Below are 22,201 nucleotides of genomic sequence, written 5' to 3'. Positions count from 1 at the left end.
GTTACTCCGGCTACTACGAGGCGAACAGCGGCATCGCCCGCTGTCCGTGGCGCTGGGCGAGCACGTCCTGCAACGGATCGGACAGGGCGGCGAGGCCGGTGACCGCCTCGGCCGCGGTCCGATCACACAGCTCGGTGAGCCGCACGGTACAGGCGGCGACGGCGGCCGGATCCAGTGCCAGCAACCGCTGCGCGGCGGTCGCGGCCCCGGTCATGGTCGTGTAGACGACGACCCCGGCGATCTGCCCCGGCGTGAGGTCCGCCGCGCCCGCGACCACCCCGAACACCGTCGACAGGTGCGGCCGGGCCTCAAGCCCGCGCCAATCCTGTTGCGGCCACACCTGTTTCGCCAGCCGCAACAATCCGCGCCCCTGTGCCCGCGACGCGGTCCGCGCCGCCGGCGCGGGCGTCCGGGCGTCCGCCTCGGCCTCGGCCCGCTCCGGATCCAGCGTGCCCGCCCGCACCGCGGCCGCCAGCGACGCCGCCACCAGCCCCGAGGTCCGGACCCGCCGCCGCAGATACGCCTCCACCGACGCCACATCCCGCACCAGGCCGGAGACCACCGCCTCCTCGACACCCCCGGAATGCACATGCCCGCCGATCGGCAACCGCGAATCCGCCAGCGTCATCACCATCGCCACGCTCATCGCCACACCTCCGGATCCCGCACCGCCCGATCCTAGGCCCGAACGGCCCCCTGCGCGCACCGCCGGCCCGCGACCCCGAGCCCGGCCCACCCGGGCCGGCCGCATCATCGCACCGGCCGCCCATACCCTCGAGTCCGAAGCGCACCCGCGGCCCGCCGGCTCACCAGCAGCGCGGTCACCGCCATCACCGCCAGCAGCGTCGCGGCCACCACGATCGCGATGTGCACACCGCTGACGTAGGCGGCGCGGGCGGCGTGGACGAGCCCGGAGTCACCGTGCTCGAGCGTCTCACCGAGCGTGGATCCGAAGGCGCCCTTCGAGCGGAACACCAGCGTCACCAGCGATCCCAGCAGCGACAGCCCCAGCCCGTTGCCGAGTTCGAAACTGGTCTCCGAGACGCCGGCCGCGGCGCCCGCCCGATCCGGCGGCACCGCCGAGATGGCGACCTCCGACACCAGGGTGAAGCACAGCCCGTAGCCGAATCCGGCGATCGTCGATCCGGCCACGTACCAGCCGACGCCGCCGTCCACGCCGATGCCGAGCAGCAGCAGGTTGCCCACCGCGGCGGTGCCCAGGGCCAGGACGAACGAGGCGCCCGCACCCAACCGGCGGCCGATCCGGCTGCCGCTCATCGAGACGGTGAACACCACCACGGCCGCCGGGATGCCGAGCACCGCCGCGGCGAGCGGGTCGCGGCCGGTGACCGATTGCAGATAGATGCTGGTCAGGTAGCTGATTCCGGCCAGCGCCAGCATGCCGGCGGTACTGGAGGCGACGGCGACGGTGAAACTCGCCCGCCGGAACAGGCTCAGATCCAGCAGCGGGTCGTCGAGGTGCCGCTGCCGCCGCAGAAACAGCAGCAGCAGGCCCGCGCCGAGCACCGCGAGCAGCCCGTCCGCGAGCACGAACCCCTCGGCGGCGGCATGTTTGAGGGCATAGATCAGCGGCAGGATGCCGCCCACCGACAGCACCACGCTGATCGGATCGAGCGGGCCGCGGCCGGCGCGATGCTCGGGCAGCAGCAGCGGGCCCAGCGCCAGGAACACCACCAGCACCGGCAGATTGACCAGGAACGCCGAACCCCACCAGAAGTGGTTCAGCAGCAGTCCGCCGAGGATCGGCCCGAGCGCGGACCCACCGGCGAAGAACGCCGTCCAGATGCCGACGGCGGTGGCCCGCGACCGCCGGTCGGCGAACAGCGCGGTGATCAGCGCCAGGCTCGACGGCAGCAGGGTGGCGCCGCCGATACCCATCAGTGTCCGGGCCGCGATCAGCACGGCGGCGCTCGGCGCGAACGCACCCAGCACCGATCCGAGGCCGAACACCGCCGCCCCGCCGAGCAGGATCCGGCGGCGGCCGAACCGGTCGCCCAGATTACCCATGGTGATCAGCAACCCGGCCAGCACGAACCCGTAGACGTCGAGAATCCACAGCTGCTGGACCGCGGACGGATCCAGCGCCGCGCTCAATGTCGGCATCGCGAGGAACAGCACCGACACATCCATCGACACCAGCAGCACGGGCAGCAGCAGCATCGCCAGGCCCAGCCAGGCACGCCGCTGCCGCGCGGCAGTGGGCGCCCGCCGCTGCGCGGCATCGGGCACGCCGATATCGGTCGCGGTCATCTCTTCCCTTCCGGCGATGCGTACGTCGTACGCGAGGCAAAACTGAGTACAGTGTACGCAAAGGGTTCCAGAAACGAAAGCGAAACATCCCATGACCGAGCCGAAGCTCACCCGCGCCGCCATCGTCGACGCCGCGGTCGCCATGGCCGACGACACCGGGCTGGACGCGTTGTCCATGCGCCGGATCGCCGATCGCATGGGGGTGGGGGCCATGTCGCTGTATCGGCACATCCCGAACAAGGACGCACTGCTCGCCGCGATGACCGACGAGGTCGCGCGGCGGCACCCCTACCCGGAACCGGCGCCGGACTGGACGTGGCGCGACCGCGTCCGGGTCGCCGGTGAGATCGATTGGCAGCTGTACCAACAGCATCCGTGGGTGCTGTTCACCTTCGCGGTGCCGCGCTACAACTTCGGCCCGCACAGTCTGGCCTGCCTGGACTGGCTGGTCGCCGGATTCGGCGAGCTCACCGCCGACCCCCGCGCGGCCACCCGGATGACGCTGTCGCTGTGGAGCTATCTGGCCGGGATCGCGGTACAGCAGGTCAGCGTCGGTTTCCTCGCCGAACACGACAGCGACAAGGAGGAACCGTCCGGCCTGGCCGCCCTGCTCGACGGCGAACCGCGCTGGCCGGTCCCCGCCGCCCTGGAGCCGCTGGTCGGCTCCGGCCGCGGCGACCTGCTCGACCCGTACCGGCTGCTGTGCGCGGGCCTCGACGCCCTCTGCGACGGCTTCGCCGCCCAGGCGGGCGCGGGCGCCTCGGCGTTCGACACCACCGGCGCCTGAGGCCGGGCGTCACGCACGTGGCGGGCGGTGATCGGGGACTCCCCCGCACCACCCGCCACGGCCTGCCGCACACCCACGCTGCGGCTCCGCACCGCGAGCAGATCGGCCCCCTGCGGTATGCCCGGCGCGGTCGCGACCGGGCAGGCAGCTCAGAACAGGAAGTAGCGCTGCGCCATCGGCAGTTCGGTGGCGGGCTGCTCCTCCCAGACCTCACCGTCGATGCGGACGGTGAACGTGTCCGGGTCGACCTCGATGCGGGGCAGGGCGTCGTTGTTCGGCATGTCCGCCTTGGTCCGCCGGCGGACGTTCGCGACCGGCACGAGCGCGCGCTGCACCCGCAGCCGCTCGGCCAGGCCGTCCTCGATCGCCTGCTCGGAGACGAAGTGCAGCGAGGTGCCCGCGACCACGCCGGGCGCGGCCCCGAACATCGGGCGCGGCAGCACCGGCTGCGGGGTCGGGATGGAGGCGTTCGCGTCGCCCATCGCCGCCCAGGCGATGGTGCCGCCCTTGAGCACCAGATCCGGCCGCACCCCGAAGAACTTGGTGTCCCACAGCACCAGATCGGCCAGCTTCCCGACCTCCACCGACCCGATCTCGTGGTCGAGACCGTGCGCGACCGCCGGGCAGATGGTGTATTTCGCCACGTACCGCCGCACCCGGTTGTTGTCGGCGCGCCCGTCGCCGGCCAGCGCGCCGCGACGGCGTTTCATCACGTGCGCGGTCTGCCAGGTGCGCATCACCACCTCGCCGATGCGGCCCATCGCCTGCGAGTCGGAGCTCATCATCGAGATCGCGCCCAGGTCGTGCAGCAGATCCTCGGCCGCGATGGTGGACGGCCGGATCCGGCTCTCCGCGAAGGCCAGATCCTCCGGGACCGCCGGGTTCAGGTGATGGCACACCATGAGCATGTCCAGATGCTCGTCGATGGTGTTGATCGTGTGCGGCCGGGTCGGATTGGTCGAGCCGGGCAGCACATTCGCGACGCCGGCGAGGGTGATGATGTCCGGCGCGTGCCCGCCGCCGGCCCCCTCCACGTGATACGCGTTGATGGCCCGGCCCCGGATCGCGGCGATGGTGTCCTCGACGAATCCGGCCTCGTTGAGCGTGTCCGAGTGCAGCGCCACCTGCACCCCCGAGGCGTCGGCGACGGTCAGGCTGGCATCGATCGCCGCCGGGGTCGACCCCCAGTCCTCGTGCAGCTTGAAACCGCCCGCGCCGCCGCGCAACTGCTCCCACAGCGCCTCCTGGCGCACGGTGTTGCCCTTGCCGAGCAGCAGCACGTTCACCGGCCACAGATCCATCGCCTCCAGCATCCGGCCCAGATGCCAGGCGCCGGGGGTGACGGTGGTGGCCTTGCTGCCCTCGGCCGGGCCGGTGCCGCCACCGGCCAGTGTGGTGATGCCCGCGCCGAGCGCCTCCGGCACCAGTTGCGGGCAGATGAAGTGCACGTGGGTGTCCAGCGCCCCGGCGGTGAGGATCTTCCCGTTCCCGGCGATGATCTCGGTGGACGGGCCCACCACCAGTTCCGGATGCACGCCGTCCATCGTGTCGGGATTACCCGCCTTGCCGATGCCGACGATGCGACCGTCGCGAATACCGATGTCGGCCTTGACGATTCCCCAGTAGTCGATGATCACCGCACCGGTGATCACGGTGTCCGGGGCGCCCTCGGCGCGAGTGGCGCGGCCCTGGCCCATCGATTCGCGCAGCACCTTGCCGCCACCGAAGACGGCCTCGTCACCGGCGATTCCCGGTCCGCCACTGCGGTCCTCGGTGATCTCGACCAGAAGATCGGTGTCGGCCAAGCGGATCCGGTCCCCGGTGGTCGGGCCGAACAGCGCCGCGTAGCGGGCGCGGGAGATCGATGCCATCAGTGGTCCAGCTTTCCGGGAGCGTGCAGGCCGATACCGTGGACCTCCCGGGTCCCGCGCAGCGGGACCAGCGAAACCCGTTGCCCCAGACCGGGTTCGAAGCGCACCGCGGTACCGGCGGGAATATCGAGCCGCCGGCCGTGGGCGGCTTCGCGGTCGAATTCCAGCGCCGTGTTGGCCTGCGGGAAGTGCACGTGGCTGCCGATCTGGATCGGCCGGTCGCCGGTGTTGAGCACGTCCAGCTCGATCCGCTCGGCGCCCGGGTTGATCTCGATGTCGTCGTCGGCGAAGAGGTATTCGCCGGGAATCAGGCCCGAGCGCACGGCGCCCGAGTCCGGAAGGTCGTGTGCCATGCGCGCCCTAGCCGATGGGATGGTGAACGGTGACGAGTTTGGTGCCGTCCGGGAAGGTCGCCTCGACCTGGACGTCGTCGATCATCTCCGGGATGCCGTCCATGACATCGTCGCGGCCGAGCACCGTGCGGCCGGAGGCCATCAGTTCCGCCACGGTCCGGCCGTCGCGCGCACCCTCGAGGACATGGTCGGTGATGACCGCGACCGCCTCGGGATAGTTGAGCTTCAGTCCGCGCGCCTGCCGGCGACGAGCCAGTTCGGCCGCGTAGCTGAGCATGAGCCGTTCCTGCTCGTGCGGCGACAATCGCATGCGTGCTCCTCGGAAAGTATGTGCGCGACATTGTGGCACGCGCGCGGCACCTCGTCGCGCCGACCGATTGCCGGGAATGCCCGGCCGCGGCATACCGCCGCGCGGGCCGACCGGCCCGTTCTCAGGCCGTGAGGTTCTGCAACCGCACCTGACCGCGGGCCACCACCCGGTCCTGGTCGTCGGTCAGCACCACCAGCCACAGCTGCTGCGAACGCCCGCGATGCACCGGCGTCGCGACGCCACGCAGCGTGCCCTCGGTGGTCGCGCGCAGGAAGTCGGTGTTGTTGTTGACCCCGACGACGCGGCCGCGCTCCCCGAACCAGGTCGCGGCGGCCACGCTGGCCAGCGTCTCGATGACGGCGCAGTACACGCCGCCGTGCACGATCCCGTGCGGCTGGAACAGCCGCGGGGTCACCACCAGCTCACCGGCGGCCCGATCGGGGCTCAGCTCGGTGAACTTCAGGCCGATCTGATCGCTGAAGCTGTCGCCGCTGAGGGCGTTCAGCGCCTCGGGCGAGATGTCGGCCAGGGACACGGGATGATCTTGCTCGGTCATGAATCCAGCGTTACACACCGCGGAGAAGCAGAAACGGCGGGTCCCATCCGGGAGATGGGACCCGCCGCGGCTCGAATCGGGGAGTCGACCGCAGCCCTCGGGACTCGCGCTCGATCCGGACGCCGAATTCGATTGTAGGACAGCCTTACCTAACAAGGCAAGCGCGACGCACCGGAAGTCCGCGCTCCTCGAGCGCCGCGACGAAGCCCTGCCCACGCGCGCTGCCCCGGGCCGACGAGGTGCGGGCCAGATCCGGAACGTAGGTCGCCGCACCCCGCACGCACTCCCCGACCAGCGCCCAGAACCGCCGCGGGCTCAGCCCGGCACAGCGGAACATGGTGTGCTGCACCAGCCGCAATGCCGGCTCGCAGCGATGCGCCAGCCAGACGAACAGCGCCTGCTCGCACGGCAGCGTGACCACGCCGGGCGCGCCGGCCAGCCGATCGCCGGCCGACACCCGCAGCGTGGTGTCGTCCAGACCGGCCCAGTCCAGGCCGCCGTCGCTGTCGGTGTGCATCCAGAGGTTCTCCAGCCCCGGATCCCAGGCCCGCCCGTCGGCCACCAGCAGCGCGGTGACGCGGCCGATCACGCCGTGGATCAGCGCCGTCGCCACCACCTCGGCGGCGATCTCGGGACTGGTCATCTCGGCGACGTGGCGCCGGTACATCAGCTCGATCCGGCCCTCGCGAATGCCGTCGGCGAGCCGCCACCAGCGACGTCTGCCCAGGTCGGCCATATCGGCGACGGCGTAGACGCGAGGGTGGTCCGGTTGCAGTGCGCGCAGCCTGGCGCAGATCTGCCCGAACGCGGGCTCGTGGTGCGGTGCGGGGCACGCGGGCATCGGTGCGGACATCGAACCTCCTTCAGGTGCGGGGTCGTCCGAAGTCGGCGCTGCGGCCGAGAACGAAAGATAGGTTAGGCTTACCAGACTTACCCGGCAATGGTTGGAACCGTCAGGAGTTATTCGTCACCGTGACCGCTGTAGTCACTCGCCGAGGGCATGGAAAGCCGTCGCTCGCCGCGGGATTGGCCGGCCTCACCGTGCTCGTGCTGTGCGCCGCGGTGCTGGGCATCGCGGTGGGCGCCCGGGCATTGTCGCCGGACACCGTCTATCACGCCCTCACCTGCCCCGGCGACTGGCCGCTGCACTGCCCGGCCCGCACCTCCGCGGACCAGATCGTGCGCGAACTGCGGCTGCCCCGTACCGGTCTCGCGATCGTGTGCGGGCTGGCGCTGGGCATCGCGGGCGCGCTGATCCAGGGCTACACCCGCAATCCGCTCGCCGATGCCGGGCTGCTGGGCCTCAACGCCGGCGCCGCGTTCGCGGCCGTCCTCGGCATCCACCTGTTCGCGCTGACCGCGCCGCGGCAGTACATCTGGTTCGCCTTCGCCGGCGCGCTGCTGGCCGGACTGGTGGTGTTCGCCGCCTCGGCCGCGGGCGGCGCCCTCGCGAGTCCGCTGAGCCTGGTGCTGGCCGGGGCCGCGGTCACCGCCCTGCTGCAAGCCCTGACCAACGCGGTGATCCTGCTCGATCACACCGCCCTGGACAGTTACCGATTCTGGGTCGTGGGCTCGGTCGCCGGGCACGACGCGGGGGTGTTACGCCAGGTGACCCCGTTCATCGCACTCGGCGCGGTGCTGGCCGTCGCGGCCGCCCCCGGCCTGAACGCCCTCACCCTCGGCGACGACGTGGCCCGCGGCCTGGGCGTGCACATCGGCCGCAATCGCGCGCTCGGACTGGTGGCGGTGGTGCTGCTCACCGGCGCGGCGACCGCGGCGGTGGGCCCGATCGCCTTCCTCGGCCTGGTGGTCCCGCACCTGGCCCGCATGATCACCGGACCGGATCACCGCTGGCTGCTGCCCTATTCGGGCCTGCTGGGCGCCCTCATGCTGCTGCTGGCCGACGTCGCCGGCCGGGTCGTCGCCCGCCCCGGCGAGGTGCAGGCCGCCGTCGTCCTGGCAGCCGTCGGCGCCCCCGGCTTCGTCTTCCTGGTCCGCCGCCGCCGGACGCTCGGCCTGTGAACGGACATGGTGGCGTGGAACGCAATTCGGCAGTGGGTGCAACAGTGACGACAGATCGGAGCTCGACAGCGACGAGCCCGGTGGCGGCGACCACCACGGCAGGAACCGCTGCGACGGCGACCACGTCGGCTGCGGTCGATGCGCTGTCACGGGTGCGCCCCGCGATCCGGATCGGCCCGTTCTCCACGGTCCGGCGGATGTTCGTGCTGTCGCTGGTGATCGCGCTGGCGGCGGCGGTGTTCGTGCTGTTCGCCGTCGACATCTCGGTGGGCGAGTATCAGATTCCGCTGGGCCGGGTGCTGGATGTGCTCGGCGGTGGCGGAACCCACGGGCAGCGGTTCGTGATCCTGGAGTCGCGGCTGCCGCGCGCGGCCACCGCGGTGATCGCCGGGGCCGGGCTCGGGCTCGCGGGCGCGGTCACCCAGTCGATCCTGCGCAATCCGCTGGCCAGCCCGGACGTACTGGGCATCGGGACGGGTGCGAGTTTCGCGGCGGTCGCGGTGATCGGCAGCGGCGCGGCGAGTTCGGGACTGGCCGTAACCGTCGGCGTACCGCTGGCCGCGCTGGCGGGCGGGCTGGTCACGGCCGTCGTCATCTATCTGCTGGCCTGGCGGCGCGACGGCGCCGGTTCGGCCGGGGTCTCCGGAATCCGCTTGGTACTCATCGGCATCGGGATCAACACCATGCTGACCGCCGGGGTGAGCTGGCTGCTGACCCTGACCTCACCCGCCGACGCGGGCCGCGCGCAGCTGTGGCTGACCGGTTCGCTCGCCGGCGCGGACTGGGGCCGGACCGTCCCGGCCGCGATCGGGCTGGCGCTGGTACTCGCGGGCGCCGCCGCCTCGGTCCGCACCCTGGCGGCGCTGCGGTTCGGCGAGGAGACCGTGCGAATCCTCGGGGTGCGGGTGCAGACCGCGCAGGCGCTGCTGATCGGCACCGCCGTGATCGCCGCCGCCCTGGCCACCGCGGCGGTCGGCCCGCTGACGTTCGTCGGCCTGGCCGCCCCGCAGATCGCCCGGCGGCTGCTGCGCCTGCCCGGCGAACCGATCCTCGGCTCCGCCCTCTGCGGAGCGCTGATCGTCCTGGCCGGTGACGTGGCCGCCCGCACGGTGGTACCGGTGGACCTGCCCGTCGGCATCGTCACCGCCGCCTGCGGCGCTCCCCTCCTGCTGTTCCTGCTCGTTCGTATCAACCGGAAGGCCGCGCGCCCATGACCGACACCACTTGCGGCACACCGGCCCCCGATGCCACGGCCATCGCACCGGGCACCGGCGCCACGCGCGACCGACTCGCCGAATCCACGGCAACGGGCGGCAACTCCGCATCCGCCGACGTCCCGGCGACCGGCGGCGATCCGGCCACCGCCGACCGCCACGCGACAGCCGAAAGCCACGGCCCGGCGGCCGGTTCCGGCGCGGCAGCAGTCGGTCGATCGAACAGTATTGTCGCACAGGATGTTTCGGCGGCCCCGCGGTTGGCGGCGGACGGGATCAGTGTCGGATACGGCGGGCGGGTGGTGATCGACGGGCTCACCCTCGACATCGAACCCGGGCTGGTCACCACGATCATCGGCCCCAACGGATGCGGCAAATCGACCCTGCTGCGCACACTGGGACGGCTGCTGCGGCCGCGGGCGGGCCGGGTGCTGCTCGACGGCCGGGCGATCGCGACCATGAACACCCGCGAGGTCGCCCGCCTCATCGGCATGCTGCCGCAGACGCCGGTGGCGCCGGAGGGGCTGACCGTCGCCGATCTGGTCGCGCGCGGACGGCATCCGCATCAGTCCTGGCTGCGGCAGTGGTCCTCCGACGACCATCAGAAGGTGGCGGACGCGCTGGCCCGCACCGGCGTCGCCGACCTGGCCGATCGCACCCTCGACGAACTGTCCGGCGGGCAGCGGCAGCGGGCCTGGATCTCGATGGCGCTGGCGCAGGGCACCGACATCCTGCTGCTCGACGAGCCGACCACCTACCTGGATCTGGCGCATTCGCTGGAGGTGCTCGACCTGGTGGACCAGCTGCACGCCGATCTGGGCCGCACGGTGGTGATGGTGCTGCACGACCTCAATCTGGCCGCGCGCTACAGCGACCGGCTGATCGTCATGCACGCGGGCCGGGTGGTGGCCCAGGGCGCCCCCGGCACGGTGATCGACGAGCAACTGCTGCGCGACGTGTTCGGACTGCGGGCCGAGGTGCACTCCGACCCGGTGTCCGGGCGACCGCTGATCATTCCGATCGGCACTCGGCACGTGGTCGGTACCATCGGCGGACCCGACGTGGGGACGGTCGAACTATGAAAAATACCACATGGCTGTCGACTGGTTACGACGACCTGTAGTACGCATTCGCGTCGTTGCCTCCGTAAACTCGGAGGAATGGCAGGTCTTGGTGAACTCGAGAAAGCGGTCATGGACCAGTTGTGGTCGGCCGACGAACCGCAGACGGTCCGGCAGGTCCACGAGGCCCTGGCGGCGCGCCGTGAGCTCGCCTACACCACGGTGATGACCGTGCTCCAGCGACTGGCGAAGAAAAACCTGGTCGTGCAGCAGCGCGACGATCGGGCCCATCGGTACGCACCCGTGCACACCCGCGACGAACTCGTGGCCAGCCTCATGGTCGACGCGTTGCAGCAGGCCGACGAGGTCGGCAGCCGCCGGGCGGCGCTGGTGCACTTCGTGGAACAGGTCGGCAAGGACGAGGCTGCCGCACTGCGGGAGGCACTCGCTAAGCTCGAAGCAGCCGAGGCCGCAGGCACCGCGACCGACGACGAGGACACCGGAGTCGCCCCGCCGCAGTAGCGTGTGCCCGCGAACTCGGCCGCCAGGAGCCCCCACAACGCAGTGAGCTGAGCATGAATGCAACCGCGCCGATCTTCGCCGGTCTCGCCTTGCTGCTCGCAGGACCGGTGCCGGCGCTGCTCGGTCGAGCCGCGTGGCCGTACCGCAGTCCGCGAGCGGCTCTGGTGCTGTGGCAGTCGGTGGCCCTGGCAGCCGTGCTCAGCGCCTTCGGTTCGGGGCTGGCCATCGCGAGCCTGCTGCTGGTCCCCGGACAGAACGGCCGTCCCACCACCTCGCCGACCCGGGAGATCGCGGCGCTCGGCCTGCCGCTGTGGCTGAGCTACGTCGTCGTCTTCGCCCTCACCCTGCTCGTCGGCGCGCGGCTGATCTACGCGGTGATCCGCGTCGGCGTGCACACCCGCCGCCGCCGAGCCCGCCACCGCATGCTGGTCGACCTGCTGGACCAGGGCAGCGCGGATCAGCATCGCGCCGCCGACATCCGGGTGCTGGCCGCCGCCGAGCCGATCGCCTACTGCCTGCCCGGCCTGCGCCGCCGCGTGGTGCTCAGCCAGGGCACCTTCACCAATTTGTCCGAGTCCGAACTGACCGCCATCGTCAGCCACGAGCGTTCCCACCTGCGCGCCCGGCACGATCTGGTGCTGGAGGCGTTCACCGCCGCGCACGAGGCGTTCCCCCGGGTGGTCCGCAGCAAATCGGCCCTGGATTCGGTGAAGCTGCTGATCGAACTGCTGGCCGACGACACAGCGGTGAAGGCCACCGGTCCCACCCCGCTGGCCCGCGCCCTGGTCGCCTGCTCGAATTCCACCGCACCCCAGGGCGCGATGGCCGTCGGCGGCCCCACCACCCTGATCCGCATCCAGCGCCTCGCCGGACCGCTCGGCGACCCCCGCATCGCCACGGCGGCCTATCTGGCAGCGGCGGCACTGCTGGTCGTGCCCACCCTCGCGGTGGCCATCCCGTGGCTGGTCGAGCTGAGCCGGTTGTTCCGTGTCTGACCGCGGAGGTGTCCGTGCCTGACGCAGAGGCGTCGCTGCCCGGCAGCGGAGGTGTCCGTGCCTGACGCAGGGATGTCCGGAAACGGCGGCGGGGCCGTCGCGGCTCCGGTCCGGTTCGCCGACCTCGGCCTACCGGCCGTCCTGGTGCAGGCCCTGCGCCGCGACGGCCTGGAGACCGCCTTCCCGATCCAGGCCGCCGTCATCCCCGACATCCTCGCCGGGCACGACGTACTCGGCCGCGCCGCCACCGGTTCCGGCAAAACCCTCGCCTTCGGCCTGCCGATGCTGGTCCGCCTCACCCGCGGCGCCTCCGCCCCGAAGAAACCCCGCGGCCTGATCCTGGCCCCCACCCGCGAACTGGCCCTCCAGATCGAACGCGCCCTCGACGAACCGGCCCTCGCCCTCGGCCTGCGGCTGGCCACCGCCGTCGGCGGCGTGCCGATCAAACGCCAGATCGACCGACTGGCCCGCGGCGCCGACCTGCTCGTCGCCACCCCCGGCCGCCTCGCCGACCTGATCGCCCACGGCGCCGCCCGCCTCGAAGCGGTCCGCGTGGTCACCATCGACGAGGCCGACCACATGTCCGAACTCGGCTTCCTCGACCAGGTCACCACCCTGCTCGACCACATCCCCCCCGACGCCCAGCACCTCCTCTTCTCCGCCACCCTGGACGCCGCCGTCGACACCCTCACCACCCGCTACCTCCGCACCCCCATCCACCACACCATCCCCACCGCTCGAGACAAATCTCTTGCTACACAGTCGAATTCCGGAGACATCGACGCGGCCGATCGCGACGACGATGCGGCAGCCACCGGCACCGTCCCACCGGCGGGCGACGCCGATCCGGCAGCGAGCAGCATCGGTCCGGCGGCAAGCGACGCCGATCCGGTTGCAGGCGCCACGAATTCGACCCGGGACCGCACCGGGACGCCGGCGGACCGTCCCGCCGAGACCGGCAGCAACACCCCGAGCGACGTCAGTCCACTTGCCGGACAACGGGATTCGAACCGGCTCGGGCAGACCGGCCGCGAAGCAGGCCCGTCCGGACCCGGCACGTCCCGGGCCGACATCGGTCACCGGACACCGGAACATCCTGCGGGCGGGCCGAATCGACCGTCGGCATCGCACTACCTGCTGCTGGTCCGCAAGGCCGACAAGCGCACCGTCGTCACCGAGATCGCGGCCCGCCCCGGCCGCACCCTGCTGTTCGCCCGCACCCAGTTCGCCGCCGACAAACTCGCCCGGCAGCTGCGCGAAGCCGGTATCGCGGCGGTGGCCCTGCACGGCGGCATGACCCAGAACCAGCGGACCCGCGCCCTGGCCGCCTTCACCGGCGGCGCCGCATCGGCCCTGGTGGCGACCGATATCGCCGCCCGCGGCATTCACGTCGACGACATCTCCCTGGTCCTGCACGTCGACCCGCCCCAGGACGCCAAGGACTACATCCACCGCGCGGGCCGCACCGCCCGCGCGGGCGCCACCGGAACAGTGGCGACCCTGGTCACCCCCGACGACCACGACGCGGTGACGGCCCTGCTCGCCGAAGCACCCATCACGTACACCGAATTACGCTCCAGCCCAGGCGATTCCGCGATCGCGGCGCTCATCGGCGCTCGCCCGCCCTCCGGCAACCCGGTCCCCGATCCGGCCGCCGCCCAGGACGATGCCACCGACCGCCGGACCGTCCCGGACACCCGACCCGGCACCCGTTTCCGCAAGGCCACCGGCAGCCGGCACAACCGCAGCAACCGCGGCCGCTGACCCTGCGCACGAGCGAGACCGCCTGGTATGCGGAAGCAGGCGTCGGACGGCTGCCGATCCTCGATCCTCGAGACAGCTCCTGGACCTGCTACGGCCAGCTGCGGGACAGCGCATACCAGGGCACGTTGCACGGCAAGTACGGCGATCCGATCCTATTGCCCGATCCGCTCGGATTCGAGCTGGACACAGCGGGATTGCCGATCTCCGGCCGGTGACCGCCAGCGGCCGGTTGCTCCGGTCGGCACGGCGGGGTCGCTGTGCGGAGCTCGCCGGAACCGCCGGAGAACGTCGGTGTGGTCCAGTACCATCGCGGGGGTGCAATTCCTTCCCGGTCACACGCCCCCGTACGACCTCACCTACGACGACATCTTCCTGGTGCCGAATCACACGGATGTGGCGTCGCGCTTCGACGTCGATCTGTCGACCGGTGACGGGACGGGCACCACGATTCCGATCGTGGTCGCCAATATGACCGCGGTGGCGGGGCGGCGCATGGCGGAGACGGTCGCGCGGCGCGGCGGCATCGTGGTGCTGCCGCAGGATCTGCCGATCAGTGCGGCGTCGGACACCATCTCCTATGTCAAGAGCCGGTCGCTGGTCGCCGAGACGCCGGTGGCGCTGGGGCCCGATCATTCGGTGTCCGAGGCGCTGGCGCTGATCCACAAGCGGGCGCACGGCGCGGTGGTGGTGGTCGACGGTGGGAAGCCGGTCGGCGTGGTCACCGAGGCCGGGTGTGCGGACGTCGACCGGTTCGCGCGGGTGGGTGATGTCGCGATCACCGATTTCGTCAGCGCCGCCGCCGATACGAGTCCGCGCGACATCTTCGAACTGCTGGAGGCCCGGCACGCGAAACTGGCGGTGCTGCACGCGGAGGACGGCACCCTCGCGGGCGTGCTGACCCGCACCGGCGCGGTGCGCACCGGCATCTACAGTCCGGCCGTCGACGCGCATGGGCGGTTGCGGATCGCCGCGGCGGTCGGCATCAACGGCGATATTCCGGCGAAGGCGAAGGCGCTGGTCGATGCCGGCGCGGATGTGCTGGTCATCGACACCGCGCACGGGCATCAGGCGAGGATGCTGGAGGCACTGCGGTCGGTGGCCGATCTGCGGCTGGGAGTGCCGCTGGTGGCGGGCAATGTGGTGTCCGCGGCCGGAACTCGTGATCTGGTGGCGGCCGGGGCCGATATCGTCAAGGTCGGAGTCGGGCCGGGCGCGATGTGCACCACCCGCATGATGACCGGCGTCGGGCGGCCGCAGTTCTCCGCGGTCGCGGAGTGCGCCGACGAGGCGAAGAAGCTGGGCGTGCACATCTGGGCCGACGGCGGCGTGCGGCATCCGCGCGATGTGGCGCTCGCGCTGGCCGCCGGCGCCGCCAACGTGATGATCGGGTCCTGGTTCGCCGGCACCTACGAGTCGCCGGGCGACCTGCGCGTCGACCGCGACGGCAACGCCTACAAGGAGAGCTTCGGCATGGCGTCCAAGCGGGCCGTCGCCGCCCGCACCGCCACCGACTCCGGCTTCGACCGGGCCCGCAAGGCGCTGTTCGAGGAGGGCATCTCGTCCTCCCGGATGCGCCTGGACCCGGAGCGGCCGGGTGTCGAGGACCTCATCGACCACATCTGCTCCGGAGTGCGCAGCGCCTGCACCTACGCCGGTGCGCGAACCGTCGCCGAACTACACGAGAAGGCAGTGCTCGGCATCCAGTCCGCCGCCGGCTTCGCCGAAGGACGCCCACTGCCGTCCGGCTGGTGAACCGGCTCACCTCACAACAGCGCCCCACCGGTGACCGCCCACTGCCGTCGGACCGATGAACCGGATCACCGCGCACCGACACATTACGGTGGCCGCCCACAGCCGTCGGACCGATGAACCGAATTGCCGCGCGCCGACACACAGTGGTGGGCCGCCCACAGCCGTCGGACCGATGAACCGAATTGCCGCGCGCCGACACACAGTGGTGGGCCGCCCACAGCCGTCGGACCGACGATCCGGATCACCGCGCACCGGCGCCGACCGGTGACCGGCTCGCGGCCGTCGGACCGGTGAGCCGGGTCTCACCACGCGCCGCGCGACTCCGGCCTCCCGGCAGCGGCCGACCGCTGCCACACGGCGCTTGTGAACCGGTTCGCCCCCGGGGTGACTGCCGCCCCCGGCGACGACCTGCGGCCGTCGGTGCCGGTGAGCTGCGTCACCGGCACCGGTGCGGCGTGGAAGAGAAGGTGTCGGCCGGTGCCGGTAACATGAGTGGCGCCGGGCGCGGTACGAGATCTCTTCGCGAGGTCGCCCACTGCTCGGCGCATCCCTGAACTCAGCGTGCGAAAGGAACAAGTTGTCACCCGCGTCCGAGGGCGCCACACAGGAGGGCTCCTCTACCGAGCCGGGTGACAAACCCGGCGTCCCCGTCACCGCATCGTCCCCGCCCGATCTCCGGCGGTGTTGATCATGTCGGTCCTGATCACTCTGCTCAGCCTGGTCGGCTTCGTCGCGCTCACCGCGGGCACCGCGCTGTTCGTCACCGCGGAATTCTCGCTGACCACACTCGAACGCAGCACCGTCGAAGCGCACGCCCGGGACGGCGACCGGCGCGCCCGACAGGTGCGCCACGCGCATCACACCCTCTCCTTCCAGTTGTCCGGCGCGCAGTTGGGGATCACCATCACCACGCTGGTCACCGGTTATATCGCCGAACCGGTGCTGGCCCGGCTGTTCGCACCGATCTGCACCGCCCTGGGCCTGAGTTCCGTTGCCGCCCAGGGTATTTCGATCGCACTGGCGCTGGTGCTGGCCACCTCGCTGTCGATGATCTACGGCGAGCTGGTGCCGAAGAACATCGCGATCGCGGCCCCGCTGGCCGCGGCCCGCACCTCCGCCGCCCCGATGATCGCCTTCTCCACCGCGTTCTCCTGGCTGATCAAACTGCTCAACGGCGCCGCCAACTGGGTGGTACGCCGGATGGGCATCGAGCCCGCGGAGGAGTTGCGCTCGGCCCGTTCCGCGGAGGAGCTCGGCTCGCTGGTCCGCACCTCCGCGCAACGCGGCGTGCTCGACCAGCGCACCGCCCAGGTCGTGAACCGGTCACTGGAGTTCGGCGACCGCAGCGCCGAGGAGTTGATGACCCCGCGGGTGAAGATCGAGTCGCTGGATCGCGACGACACCATCTCCGATCTGATCACCGCCGCCGCGCGCACCGGCTATTCCCGGTTCCCGGTCGTCGAGGGCGATCTGGACAACACCCTGGGCATCGTGCACATCAAACAGGCGTTCCGCTATCCGATCACGCAACGCGGCACCATCCGCCTGCAAACCCTGGCCCGGCCGGTGCCGATCGTGCCCGCCAGCCTGGACGGCGACGAGGTGCTGGAGCGGGTCCGCGCCGACGGTATGCAGGTCGCGCTCGTCGTCGACGAGTACGGCGGCACCGCGGGCCTGGTGACGATGGAGGACATCATCGAGGAGATCCTCGGCGACGTCCGCGACGAGCACGACGAGGAGGAACTCGACGTCCGCCGCACCGCCGCCGGCTGGAACTGCTCCGGCCTGCTGCGCATCGACGAGGTGGCCCGGACCACCGGCTACGACGCCCCCGAGGGCGAATACGAAACCTTGGGCGGCCTGGTACTGACCCGGCTCGGCCGGATCCCGGTGGTCGGCGACGAGGTACTTCTACCCAGCCCCACCGGCCAGAACCAACCGCTGGAACCGCGCACCGACGGTGGCTGGCTGGCCACCGTCGAGCGCATGGACGGCCGCCGCATCGACCGGGTGCTGCTGTCCCCGATCGACGCCGGCGCGCTGGCGCTGTGGGAGCTCAGCCATGAGTGATCTGTTTCCCGTCCTGCTGACGCTGGTGCTGGTCGCCGGCAACGCGCTGTTCGTCGGCGCGGAGTTCGCCCTGATCTCCGCCCGCCGCGATCGGCTGGAGGCGCTGGCCGCCCAGGGCAAGCGCGGCGCCACCACGGTGATCCGGGCCGGTGAGCAGCTGTCGATGATGCTGGCGGCGGCCCAGCTCGGCGTCACCATCTGCTCGCTGCTGCTGGGCCGGATCGGCGAGCCGGTCGCCGGGCGGCTGCTGCATCCGGTGTTCGACCTGCTCCAGGTGCCGGATCAGCTGGTGCAGCCGATTTCGTTCGCGTGTGCGCTGGTGCTGGTGGTGGTCCTGCACATGCTGCTCGGCGAGATGATCCCGAAGAACATCGCCCTGGCCGGTCCGGAACGCGTCGCGCTGCTGCTGGTGCCGGTGTTGCTGTGGTGGCTGCGGGTGGCCAAGCCGCTGATCACGCTGTACAACATGGCGGCGAACCTGTCGCTGCGGGCGCTGCGGATCGAACCGAAGGACGAACTCGACGCCACGGTGTCGTCGGTGGAGCTGGCCGAGATGATCGGCGAGTCCCGCTCGGAGGGCCTGCTCGACGAGGAGGAGCACCGCCGCCTCACCCAGGCGCTGGGCACCACCGACCGGATCGTCGCCGACGTGATGGTGGAGCTGGCCAGGGCCCGGTCGGTGCCGTTGCGCGGCGACGGCACCACCCTCGGCGACATCGAATCCGCCGTCGCCGAGACCGGCTTCTCCCGGTACCCGGTCCGCGCCGACGACGGTTCGCTGGTCGGCTATCTGCACGTCAAGGACGTGCTGGACAAGGTCGCCGACGACGCCGCCGGGCCCGCGACGCCGATCCCGCGCGCCGACATCCGGCCGCTGCCGACGCTGAGCATGGGCACCACCCTCTACGAGGCGCTGGCGCGGCTGCGCCGCACCAACAGTCACCTCGGCCGGGTGGTCGACAGCCGCGGCACCACCGTCGGCATCGTCGCCCTCGAGGATCTGGTGGAGGAATTCGTCGGCACCGTCCGCGACGCCACCCATCGGATCGCGGAATGAGCGTGCCGCCTGCGGAGGTGCTGCCCGAGCCCGCCTGGCGGGCCCGGGCGGCCGCGCACCGGTTACGGGTCGACGCGCTGATCGGCGCCTATCTCGACCGGCGCGCGACCGGCGCGACACATCCGGTGATCGACTTCCTGTTCACCTACTACGGGCACACACCGGCCCAGTTGCGGCGCTGGCATCCCGGCTACGGGATCGCGCTGGCGAACGCGGGCGAGTTCGCGAACACCCGCGGCTACCACGAGATGCCGCCGCGGCACCCGGACGGCGATCCCGCCCGGACCGCGGATCCGGACTTCCTGCTGGCCCGCCGCGGCACCGTCGAATTCGTGGTGGACCTGCTGCGCGCCACGGCGGCCCGGCCGGCGCAGCTGTCCTGCTTCGGCCTGCACGAGTGGGCGATGGTGTACCGCACCGACGAGGTACGGCACCGGCAGCTGCCGCTGCGGCTGGGCAGCACCGGCACCGATGCGGTGGTGGACTCGATGCCGTTGCGCTGCACGCATTTCGACGCCTTCCGCTTCTTCACCCCGGCGGCCGCGCCGCGCAACGCCGAGGCGCTGACCCGGGCCGATCAGGTGCACCGCGAGCAGCCGGGCTGCCTGCACGCGACCATGGACCTGTACAAGTGGGGATTCAAGCTGGTCCCGTTGATCGACTCCGACCTGCTGCTGGACTGCTTCGAACTGGCCTGCGCCGCACGCGATCTGGATATGCGGGCCAGCCCGTACGACCTGTCGGAGCTGGGCTACACCGCGGTCCCGATCGAAACGCCCTCGGGGCGAGCACAATACGTGCGCGAGCAGTCCCGGCTGGCGGAGCGGGCCGGTCCGCTGCGGGACCGGCTGCTGGCCGCCGCGGAGATCCTGCTCGACGCCGCACGGGCCCTCGACGGACAGTGAGCCAGGCCACGACCGCACCTGTTTCGGGAATGTATATGGTCACAGGCCCTGCCGACCCACAACTACTGCCGGGTAACATGACAGGCGTACTAAATCCATCCGGCTTTCTCGAAATGAGGCAGTAGATGACAGAGCGGATTCAGGTCGGCGGGCTTCAGGTGGCCAGCGTTCTCCACGACTTCGTCGAGAACCATGCGCTCCCCGGGACCGGCGTAGATTCCGCCGCGTTCTGGGCCGGTGCCGAGGCGATCGTGACCGAACTCGCCCCGCGCAACCGCGCACTGCTCGCCGAGCGCGACGCGATCCAGGCCAAGCTCGACGCCTGGCACGCCGAGAACCCGGGTACCGGCTACGACAAGGCCGCGTACAAGAAGTTCCTGGTCGAGACCGGCTATCTGACCGAGGAGCCGGCCGACTTCACCATCGGCACCGAGAACGTCGACGACGAGATCGCCACCACGGCCGGCCCGCAGCTGGTGGTGCCGGTGATGAACGCCCGGTTCGCGATCAACGCCGCCAATGCCCGCTGGGGCTCGCTCTACGACGCGCTGTACGGCACCGACGCCATCCCGGAGACCGGCGGGGCGGAGAAGGGTTCGGGCTACAACAAGGTCCGCGGCGACAAGGTCATCGAATGGGCCCGCAACTTCCTCGACGACGCCGTGCCGCTGATCACCGGCTCGCACATCGGCTCGCAGGCGTACAAGATCGTCGACGGTGAGCTCGAGGTCACCCTCGAGGACGGCACCGACATCGGCCTGGCCGACGCCTCGGCGCTGGTCGGCTACCTGGGCGACCCGGCAGCGCCGCGTTCGGTGCTGCTGAAGCACAACGGCCTGCACATCGAGATCCAGATCGACCCGTCCTCGCCGATCGGCGCCACCGACACCGCCGGAGTGAAGGACGTGGCGCTGGAGTCCGCGGTCACCACGATCATGGACTTCGAGGATTCGGTGGCCGCCGTCGACGCCGAGGACAAGGTGCTCGGCTACCACAACTGGCTGGGCCTGATGAAGGGCGATCTGGCCGAGGAGGTCAGCAAGGGCGGCAAGACCTTCACCCGGACCATGAACCCGGATCGGGTCTACACCGCGGTCGACGGCTCCGAGCTCACGTTGCACGGCCGCTCGCTGCTGTTCGTCCGCAACGTCGGCCACCTGATGACCTCCGACGCCATCCTGGACGCCGAGGGCAACGAGATCCCCGAGGGCATCCTCGACGGCCTGCTCACCTCGCTGATCGCGGTGCACTCGCTGCGCGGCGAGGCCCGGGTGAGCAACTCCCGCACCGGCAGCGTGTACATCGTGAAGCCGAAGATGCACGGCCCGGACGAGGTGGCCTTCGCCAACGACCTGTTCGACCGCATCGAGGATGTGCTGGGCCTGCCGCGGCACACCCTCAAGGTCGGCATCATGGACGAGGAGCGTCGCACCACGGTGAACCTGAAGGCGTGCATCGCCGCCGCCCGCGACCGCGTGGTGTTCATCAACACCGGCTTCCTGGACCGCACCGGCGACGAGATCCACACCTCCATGGTGGCCGGGCCGATGGTCCGCAAGGCCGAGATGAAGAAGCAGCAGTGGATCGCCTCCTACGAGGACTGGAACGTCGACAAGGGCCTGGAGGCGGGCCTGCCGCACAAGGCCCAGATCGGTAAGGGCATGTGGGCCATGCCGGATCTGATGGCCGACATGCTGAAGCAGAAGATCGGCCACCCGCGCGCCGGCGCCACCACCGCGTGGGTGCCGTCGCCGACCGCCGCCACCCTGCACGCCACCCACTACCACCTGGTGGACGTGTTCAAGCGGCAGGCCGAGATCGCCAAGGGCGGCCCGCGCGCCACCGTCGACCAGATCCTGGAGATCCCGCTGGCGGCGGACCCGAACTGGACCGCCGAGGAGATCCGCACCGAGCTGGACAACAACGCGCAGTCCATCCTCGGCTACGTGGTGCGCTGGATCGACCAGGGCGTCGGCTGCTCCAAGGTGCCCGACATCGAGGACATCGCGCTCATGGAAGACCGTGCGACACTGCGTATCTCGAGCCAGCTGATGGCGAACTGGCTGCGCCACGGCATCATCACCACCGACGAGGTGGTGGCGAGCCTGGAGCGGATGGCCCCTGTGGTGGACCGGCAGAACGCGGGCGACGCGCTGTACCGGCCGATGGCCCCCGACTTCGCCGGCAGCGTCGCGTTCCAGGCCGCCAAGGAGCTGATCCTGGAGGGCGGCACGCAGCCCAACGGCTACACCGAGCCGATCCTGCACCGCCGCCGCCGCGAGGCGAAGGCGCTGGCCGCGAAGAACTGAGACGCGGCGGGTGGGCTCCCGGCCGGACCGGCCGGGAGCCCACCCCCTGCCGTCACCCCCTCGGTGATCCCGCGACAGCACTCGATCATCCGCCTACGATGGCGATCCGGTGAGAACAGCGGCGATTCGCAACAGTGACCGACTGGGAACCGGTCGCGGTGACGGCCGCCGCCGACGACCTGGACGACGACGGGATTCCCGGACTGCTGCGCCGGGGGGTGCCACGAGCTGTCCGAGCTGGATCTCGCTGCGGTGGAGCAGCTCTCGGCAGCCGAGGTACCCCCGGGCGCAATCCGTCGGCGCCACGATCTCCGCGATCGGAATGACACTCGGTGGCGCGGCACCGAAATCGGCCGTGGCGAACATTCGCGACCGGGCCTCG

The 22,201-nt window shown here is 71.1% G+C and carries 19 protein-coding genes; 12 read left to right on the top strand and 7 right to left on the bottom strand.

Going from position 1 to position 22,201, the window contains the following annotated elements; genetic code table 11:
* Window positions 1-13: 13 nt before the first annotated feature.
* On the bottom strand, window positions 14-646 hold the full coding sequence (locus LBW94_RS09960; protein WP_225053347.1) for an urease accessory protein UreF: 633 nt from the start codon (window positions 644-646) through the stop codon (window positions 14-16).
* A gap of 104 nt (window positions 647-750) precedes the next feature.
* Window positions 751-2,271, bottom strand: a complete 1,521-nt coding sequence (locus LBW94_RS09955; protein WP_225053345.1) for an MFS transporter — start codon at window positions 2,269-2,271, stop codon at window positions 751-753.
* Window positions 2,272-2,362: 91 nt separating this feature from the next.
* Here LBW94_RS09955 and LBW94_RS09950 point away from each other — a divergent pair, with 91 nt between their 5' ends.
* Window positions 2,363-3,058 carry a TetR/AcrR family transcriptional regulator gene (locus tag LBW94_RS09950; protein ID WP_225053343.1) on the top strand — a complete coding sequence of 232 codons (696 nt, stop codon included), beginning with the start codon at window positions 2,363-2,365 and terminating at the stop codon, window positions 3,056-3,058.
* A 149-nt stretch (window positions 3,059-3,207) separates the two neighbouring features.
* Here the strand turns inward: LBW94_RS09950 and LBW94_RS09945 are convergent, their stop codons facing one another.
* The 5 genes from LBW94_RS09945 to LBW94_RS09925 form a co-directional block, all read right to left on the bottom strand.
* A complete protein-coding gene (locus LBW94_RS09945; protein ID WP_225053342.1) occupies window positions 3,208-4,929 on the bottom strand; it encodes an urease subunit alpha in 1,722 nt (573 codons plus the stop codon).
* The gene (locus tag LBW94_RS09940; RefSeq protein ID WP_225053833.1) at window positions 4,929-5,240 is read right to left on the bottom strand and encodes an urease subunit beta; all 312 of its coding nucleotides are present in this window, start codon (window positions 5,238-5,240) and stop codon (window positions 4,929-4,931) included. Before LBW94_RS09940 ends, LBW94_RS09945 begins: the two co-directional genes overlap by 1 nt.
* A 49-nt stretch (window positions 5,241-5,289) precedes the next feature.
* On the bottom strand, window positions 5,290-5,592 hold the full coding sequence (locus tag LBW94_RS09935) for an urease subunit gamma (protein ID WP_225053340.1): 303 nt from the start codon (window positions 5,590-5,592) through the stop codon (window positions 5,290-5,292).
* Between the two features lie 121 nt (window positions 5,593-5,713).
* Window positions 5,714-6,148, bottom strand: coding sequence for a PaaI family thioesterase (locus LBW94_RS09930; RefSeq protein WP_225053338.1), 435 nt, complete (start codon window positions 6,146-6,148; stop codon window positions 5,714-5,716).
* Between the two features lie 145 nt (window positions 6,149-6,293).
* Window positions 6,294-7,001 carry a hypothetical protein gene (locus tag LBW94_RS09925; protein ID WP_225053336.1) on the bottom strand — a complete coding sequence of 236 codons (708 nt, stop codon included), beginning with the start codon at window positions 6,999-7,001 and terminating at the stop codon, window positions 6,294-6,296.
* Window positions 7,002-7,120: 119 nt separating this feature from the next.
* Here LBW94_RS09925 and LBW94_RS09920 point away from each other — a divergent pair, with 119 nt between their 5' ends.
* From LBW94_RS09920 to LBW94_RS09870, 11 genes are all read left to right on the top strand, one after another.
* On the top strand, window positions 7,121-8,170 hold the full coding sequence (locus tag LBW94_RS09920; protein ID WP_225053334.1) for a FecCD family ABC transporter permease: 1,050 nt from the start codon (window positions 7,121-7,123) through the stop codon (window positions 8,168-8,170).
* 197 nt (window positions 8,171-8,367) lie between these two features.
* The gene (locus tag LBW94_RS09915; RefSeq protein WP_225053832.1) at window positions 8,368-9,384 is read left to right on the top strand and encodes a FecCD family ABC transporter permease; all 1,017 of its coding nucleotides are present in this window, start codon (window positions 8,368-8,370) and stop codon (window positions 9,382-9,384) included.
* Window positions 9,385-9,611: 227 nt separating this feature from the next.
* On the top strand, window positions 9,612-10,466 hold the full coding sequence (locus LBW94_RS09910) for an ABC transporter ATP-binding protein (protein ID WP_225053830.1): 855 nt from the start codon (window positions 9,612-9,614) through the stop codon (window positions 10,464-10,466).
* Window positions 10,467-10,544: 78 nt separating this feature from the next.
* Window positions 10,545-10,967, top strand: coding sequence for a BlaI/MecI/CopY family transcriptional regulator (locus tag LBW94_RS09905; protein ID WP_225053332.1), 423 nt, complete (start codon window positions 10,545-10,547; stop codon window positions 10,965-10,967).
* A 53-nt stretch (window positions 10,968-11,020) separates the two neighbouring features.
* Complete coding sequence (locus LBW94_RS09900) at window positions 11,021-11,962, top strand: M56 family metallopeptidase (RefSeq protein ID WP_225053331.1); 942 nt, start codon at window positions 11,021-11,023, stop codon at window positions 11,960-11,962.
* A gap of 72 nt (window positions 11,963-12,034) precedes the next feature.
* The gene (locus LBW94_RS09895) at window positions 12,035-13,726 is read left to right on the top strand and encodes a DEAD/DEAH box helicase (protein WP_225053829.1); all 1,692 of its coding nucleotides are present in this window, start codon (window positions 12,035-12,037) and stop codon (window positions 13,724-13,726) included.
* Between the two features lie 315 nt (window positions 13,727-14,041).
* A complete protein-coding gene (locus LBW94_RS09890; RefSeq protein ID WP_225053329.1) occupies window positions 14,042-15,478 on the top strand; it encodes a GuaB1 family IMP dehydrogenase-related protein in 1,437 nt (478 codons plus the stop codon).
* A gap of 690 nt (window positions 15,479-16,168) precedes the next feature.
* Entirely contained in the window at window positions 16,169-17,548 is a 1,380-nt protein-coding gene (locus tag LBW94_RS09885) for a hemolysin family protein (protein ID WP_225053327.1), read from the top strand.
* Window positions 17,541-18,605, top strand: a complete 1,065-nt coding sequence (locus tag LBW94_RS09880; protein ID WP_225053325.1) for a hemolysin family protein — start codon at window positions 17,541-17,543, stop codon at window positions 18,603-18,605. The genes LBW94_RS09885 and LBW94_RS09880 overlap by 8 nt, the downstream gene beginning before the upstream one ends.
* Window positions 18,602-19,510: a 3-methyladenine DNA glycosylase gene (locus LBW94_RS09875; protein WP_225053323.1), complete on the top strand. Its 909-nt coding sequence runs from the start codon at window positions 18,602-18,604 to the stop codon at window positions 19,508-19,510. Before LBW94_RS09880 ends, LBW94_RS09875 begins: the two co-directional genes overlap by 4 nt.
* Window positions 19,511-19,635: 125 nt before the next feature.
* The gene (locus LBW94_RS09870) at window positions 19,636-21,819 is read left to right on the top strand and encodes a malate synthase G (protein ID WP_225053322.1); all 2,184 of its coding nucleotides are present in this window, start codon (window positions 19,636-19,638) and stop codon (window positions 21,817-21,819) included.
* Window positions 21,820-22,201: the final 382 nt, after the last annotated feature.

The sequence above is a fragment of the Nocardia sp. alder85J genome (assembly GCF_020176955.2).
Taxonomy (GTDB): Bacteria; Actinomycetota; Actinomycetes; order Mycobacteriales; family Mycobacteriaceae; genus Nocardia.
This window is presented reverse-complemented; position numbering and strand designations above follow the sequence as displayed.

What these genes read in the sequence shown, in the direction of transcription:
- LBW94_RS09960 (WP_225053347.1), bottom strand. Translation starts at nt 646, where the DNA reads ATGAGCGTGGCGATGGTGATGACGCTGGCGGATTCGCGGTTGCCGATC.
- LBW94_RS09955 (WP_225053345.1), bottom strand. Translation starts at nt 2,271, where the DNA reads ATGACCGCGACCGATATCGGCGTGCCCGATGCCGCGCAGCGGCGGGCG.
- LBW94_RS09950 (WP_225053343.1), top strand. Translation starts at nt 2,363, where the DNA reads ATGACCGAGCCGAAGCTCACCCGCGCCGCCATCGTCGACGCCGCGGTC.
- LBW94_RS09945 (WP_225053342.1), bottom strand. Translation starts at nt 4,929, where the DNA reads ATGGCATCGATCTCCCGCGCCCGCTACGCGGCGCTGTTCGGCCCGACC.
- LBW94_RS09935 (WP_225053340.1), bottom strand. Translation starts at nt 5,592, where the DNA reads ATGCGATTGTCGCCGCACGAGCAGGAACGGCTCATGCTCAGCTACGCG.
- LBW94_RS09930 (WP_225053338.1), bottom strand. Translation starts at nt 6,148, where the DNA reads ATGACCGAGCAAGATCATCCCGTGTCCCTGGCCGACATCTCGCCCGAG.
- LBW94_RS09925 (WP_225053336.1), bottom strand. Translation starts at nt 7,001, where the DNA reads ATGTCCGCACCGATGCCCGCGTGCCCCGCACCGCACCACGAGCCCGCG.
- LBW94_RS09915 (WP_225053832.1), top strand. Translation starts at nt 8,368, where the DNA reads ATGTTCGTGCTGTCGCTGGTGATCGCGCTGGCGGCGGCGGTGTTCGTG.
- LBW94_RS09905 (WP_225053332.1), top strand. Translation starts at nt 10,545, where the DNA reads ATGGCAGGTCTTGGTGAACTCGAGAAAGCGGTCATGGACCAGTTGTGG.
- LBW94_RS09900 (WP_225053331.1), top strand. Translation starts at nt 11,021, where the DNA reads ATGAATGCAACCGCGCCGATCTTCGCCGGTCTCGCCTTGCTGCTCGCA.
- LBW94_RS09895 (WP_225053829.1), top strand. Translation starts at nt 12,035, where the DNA reads ATGTCCGGAAACGGCGGCGGGGCCGTCGCGGCTCCGGTCCGGTTCGCC.
- LBW94_RS09885 (WP_225053327.1), top strand. Translation starts at nt 16,169, where the DNA reads ATGTCGGTCCTGATCACTCTGCTCAGCCTGGTCGGCTTCGTCGCGCTC.
- LBW94_RS09880 (WP_225053325.1), top strand. Translation starts at nt 17,541, where the DNA reads ATGAGTGATCTGTTTCCCGTCCTGCTGACGCTGGTGCTGGTCGCCGGC.
- LBW94_RS09875 (WP_225053323.1), top strand. Translation starts at nt 18,602, where the DNA reads ATGAGCGTGCCGCCTGCGGAGGTGCTGCCCGAGCCCGCCTGGCGGGCC.
- LBW94_RS09870 (WP_225053322.1), top strand. Translation starts at nt 19,636, where the DNA reads ATGACAGAGCGGATTCAGGTCGGCGGGCTTCAGGTGGCCAGCGTTCTC.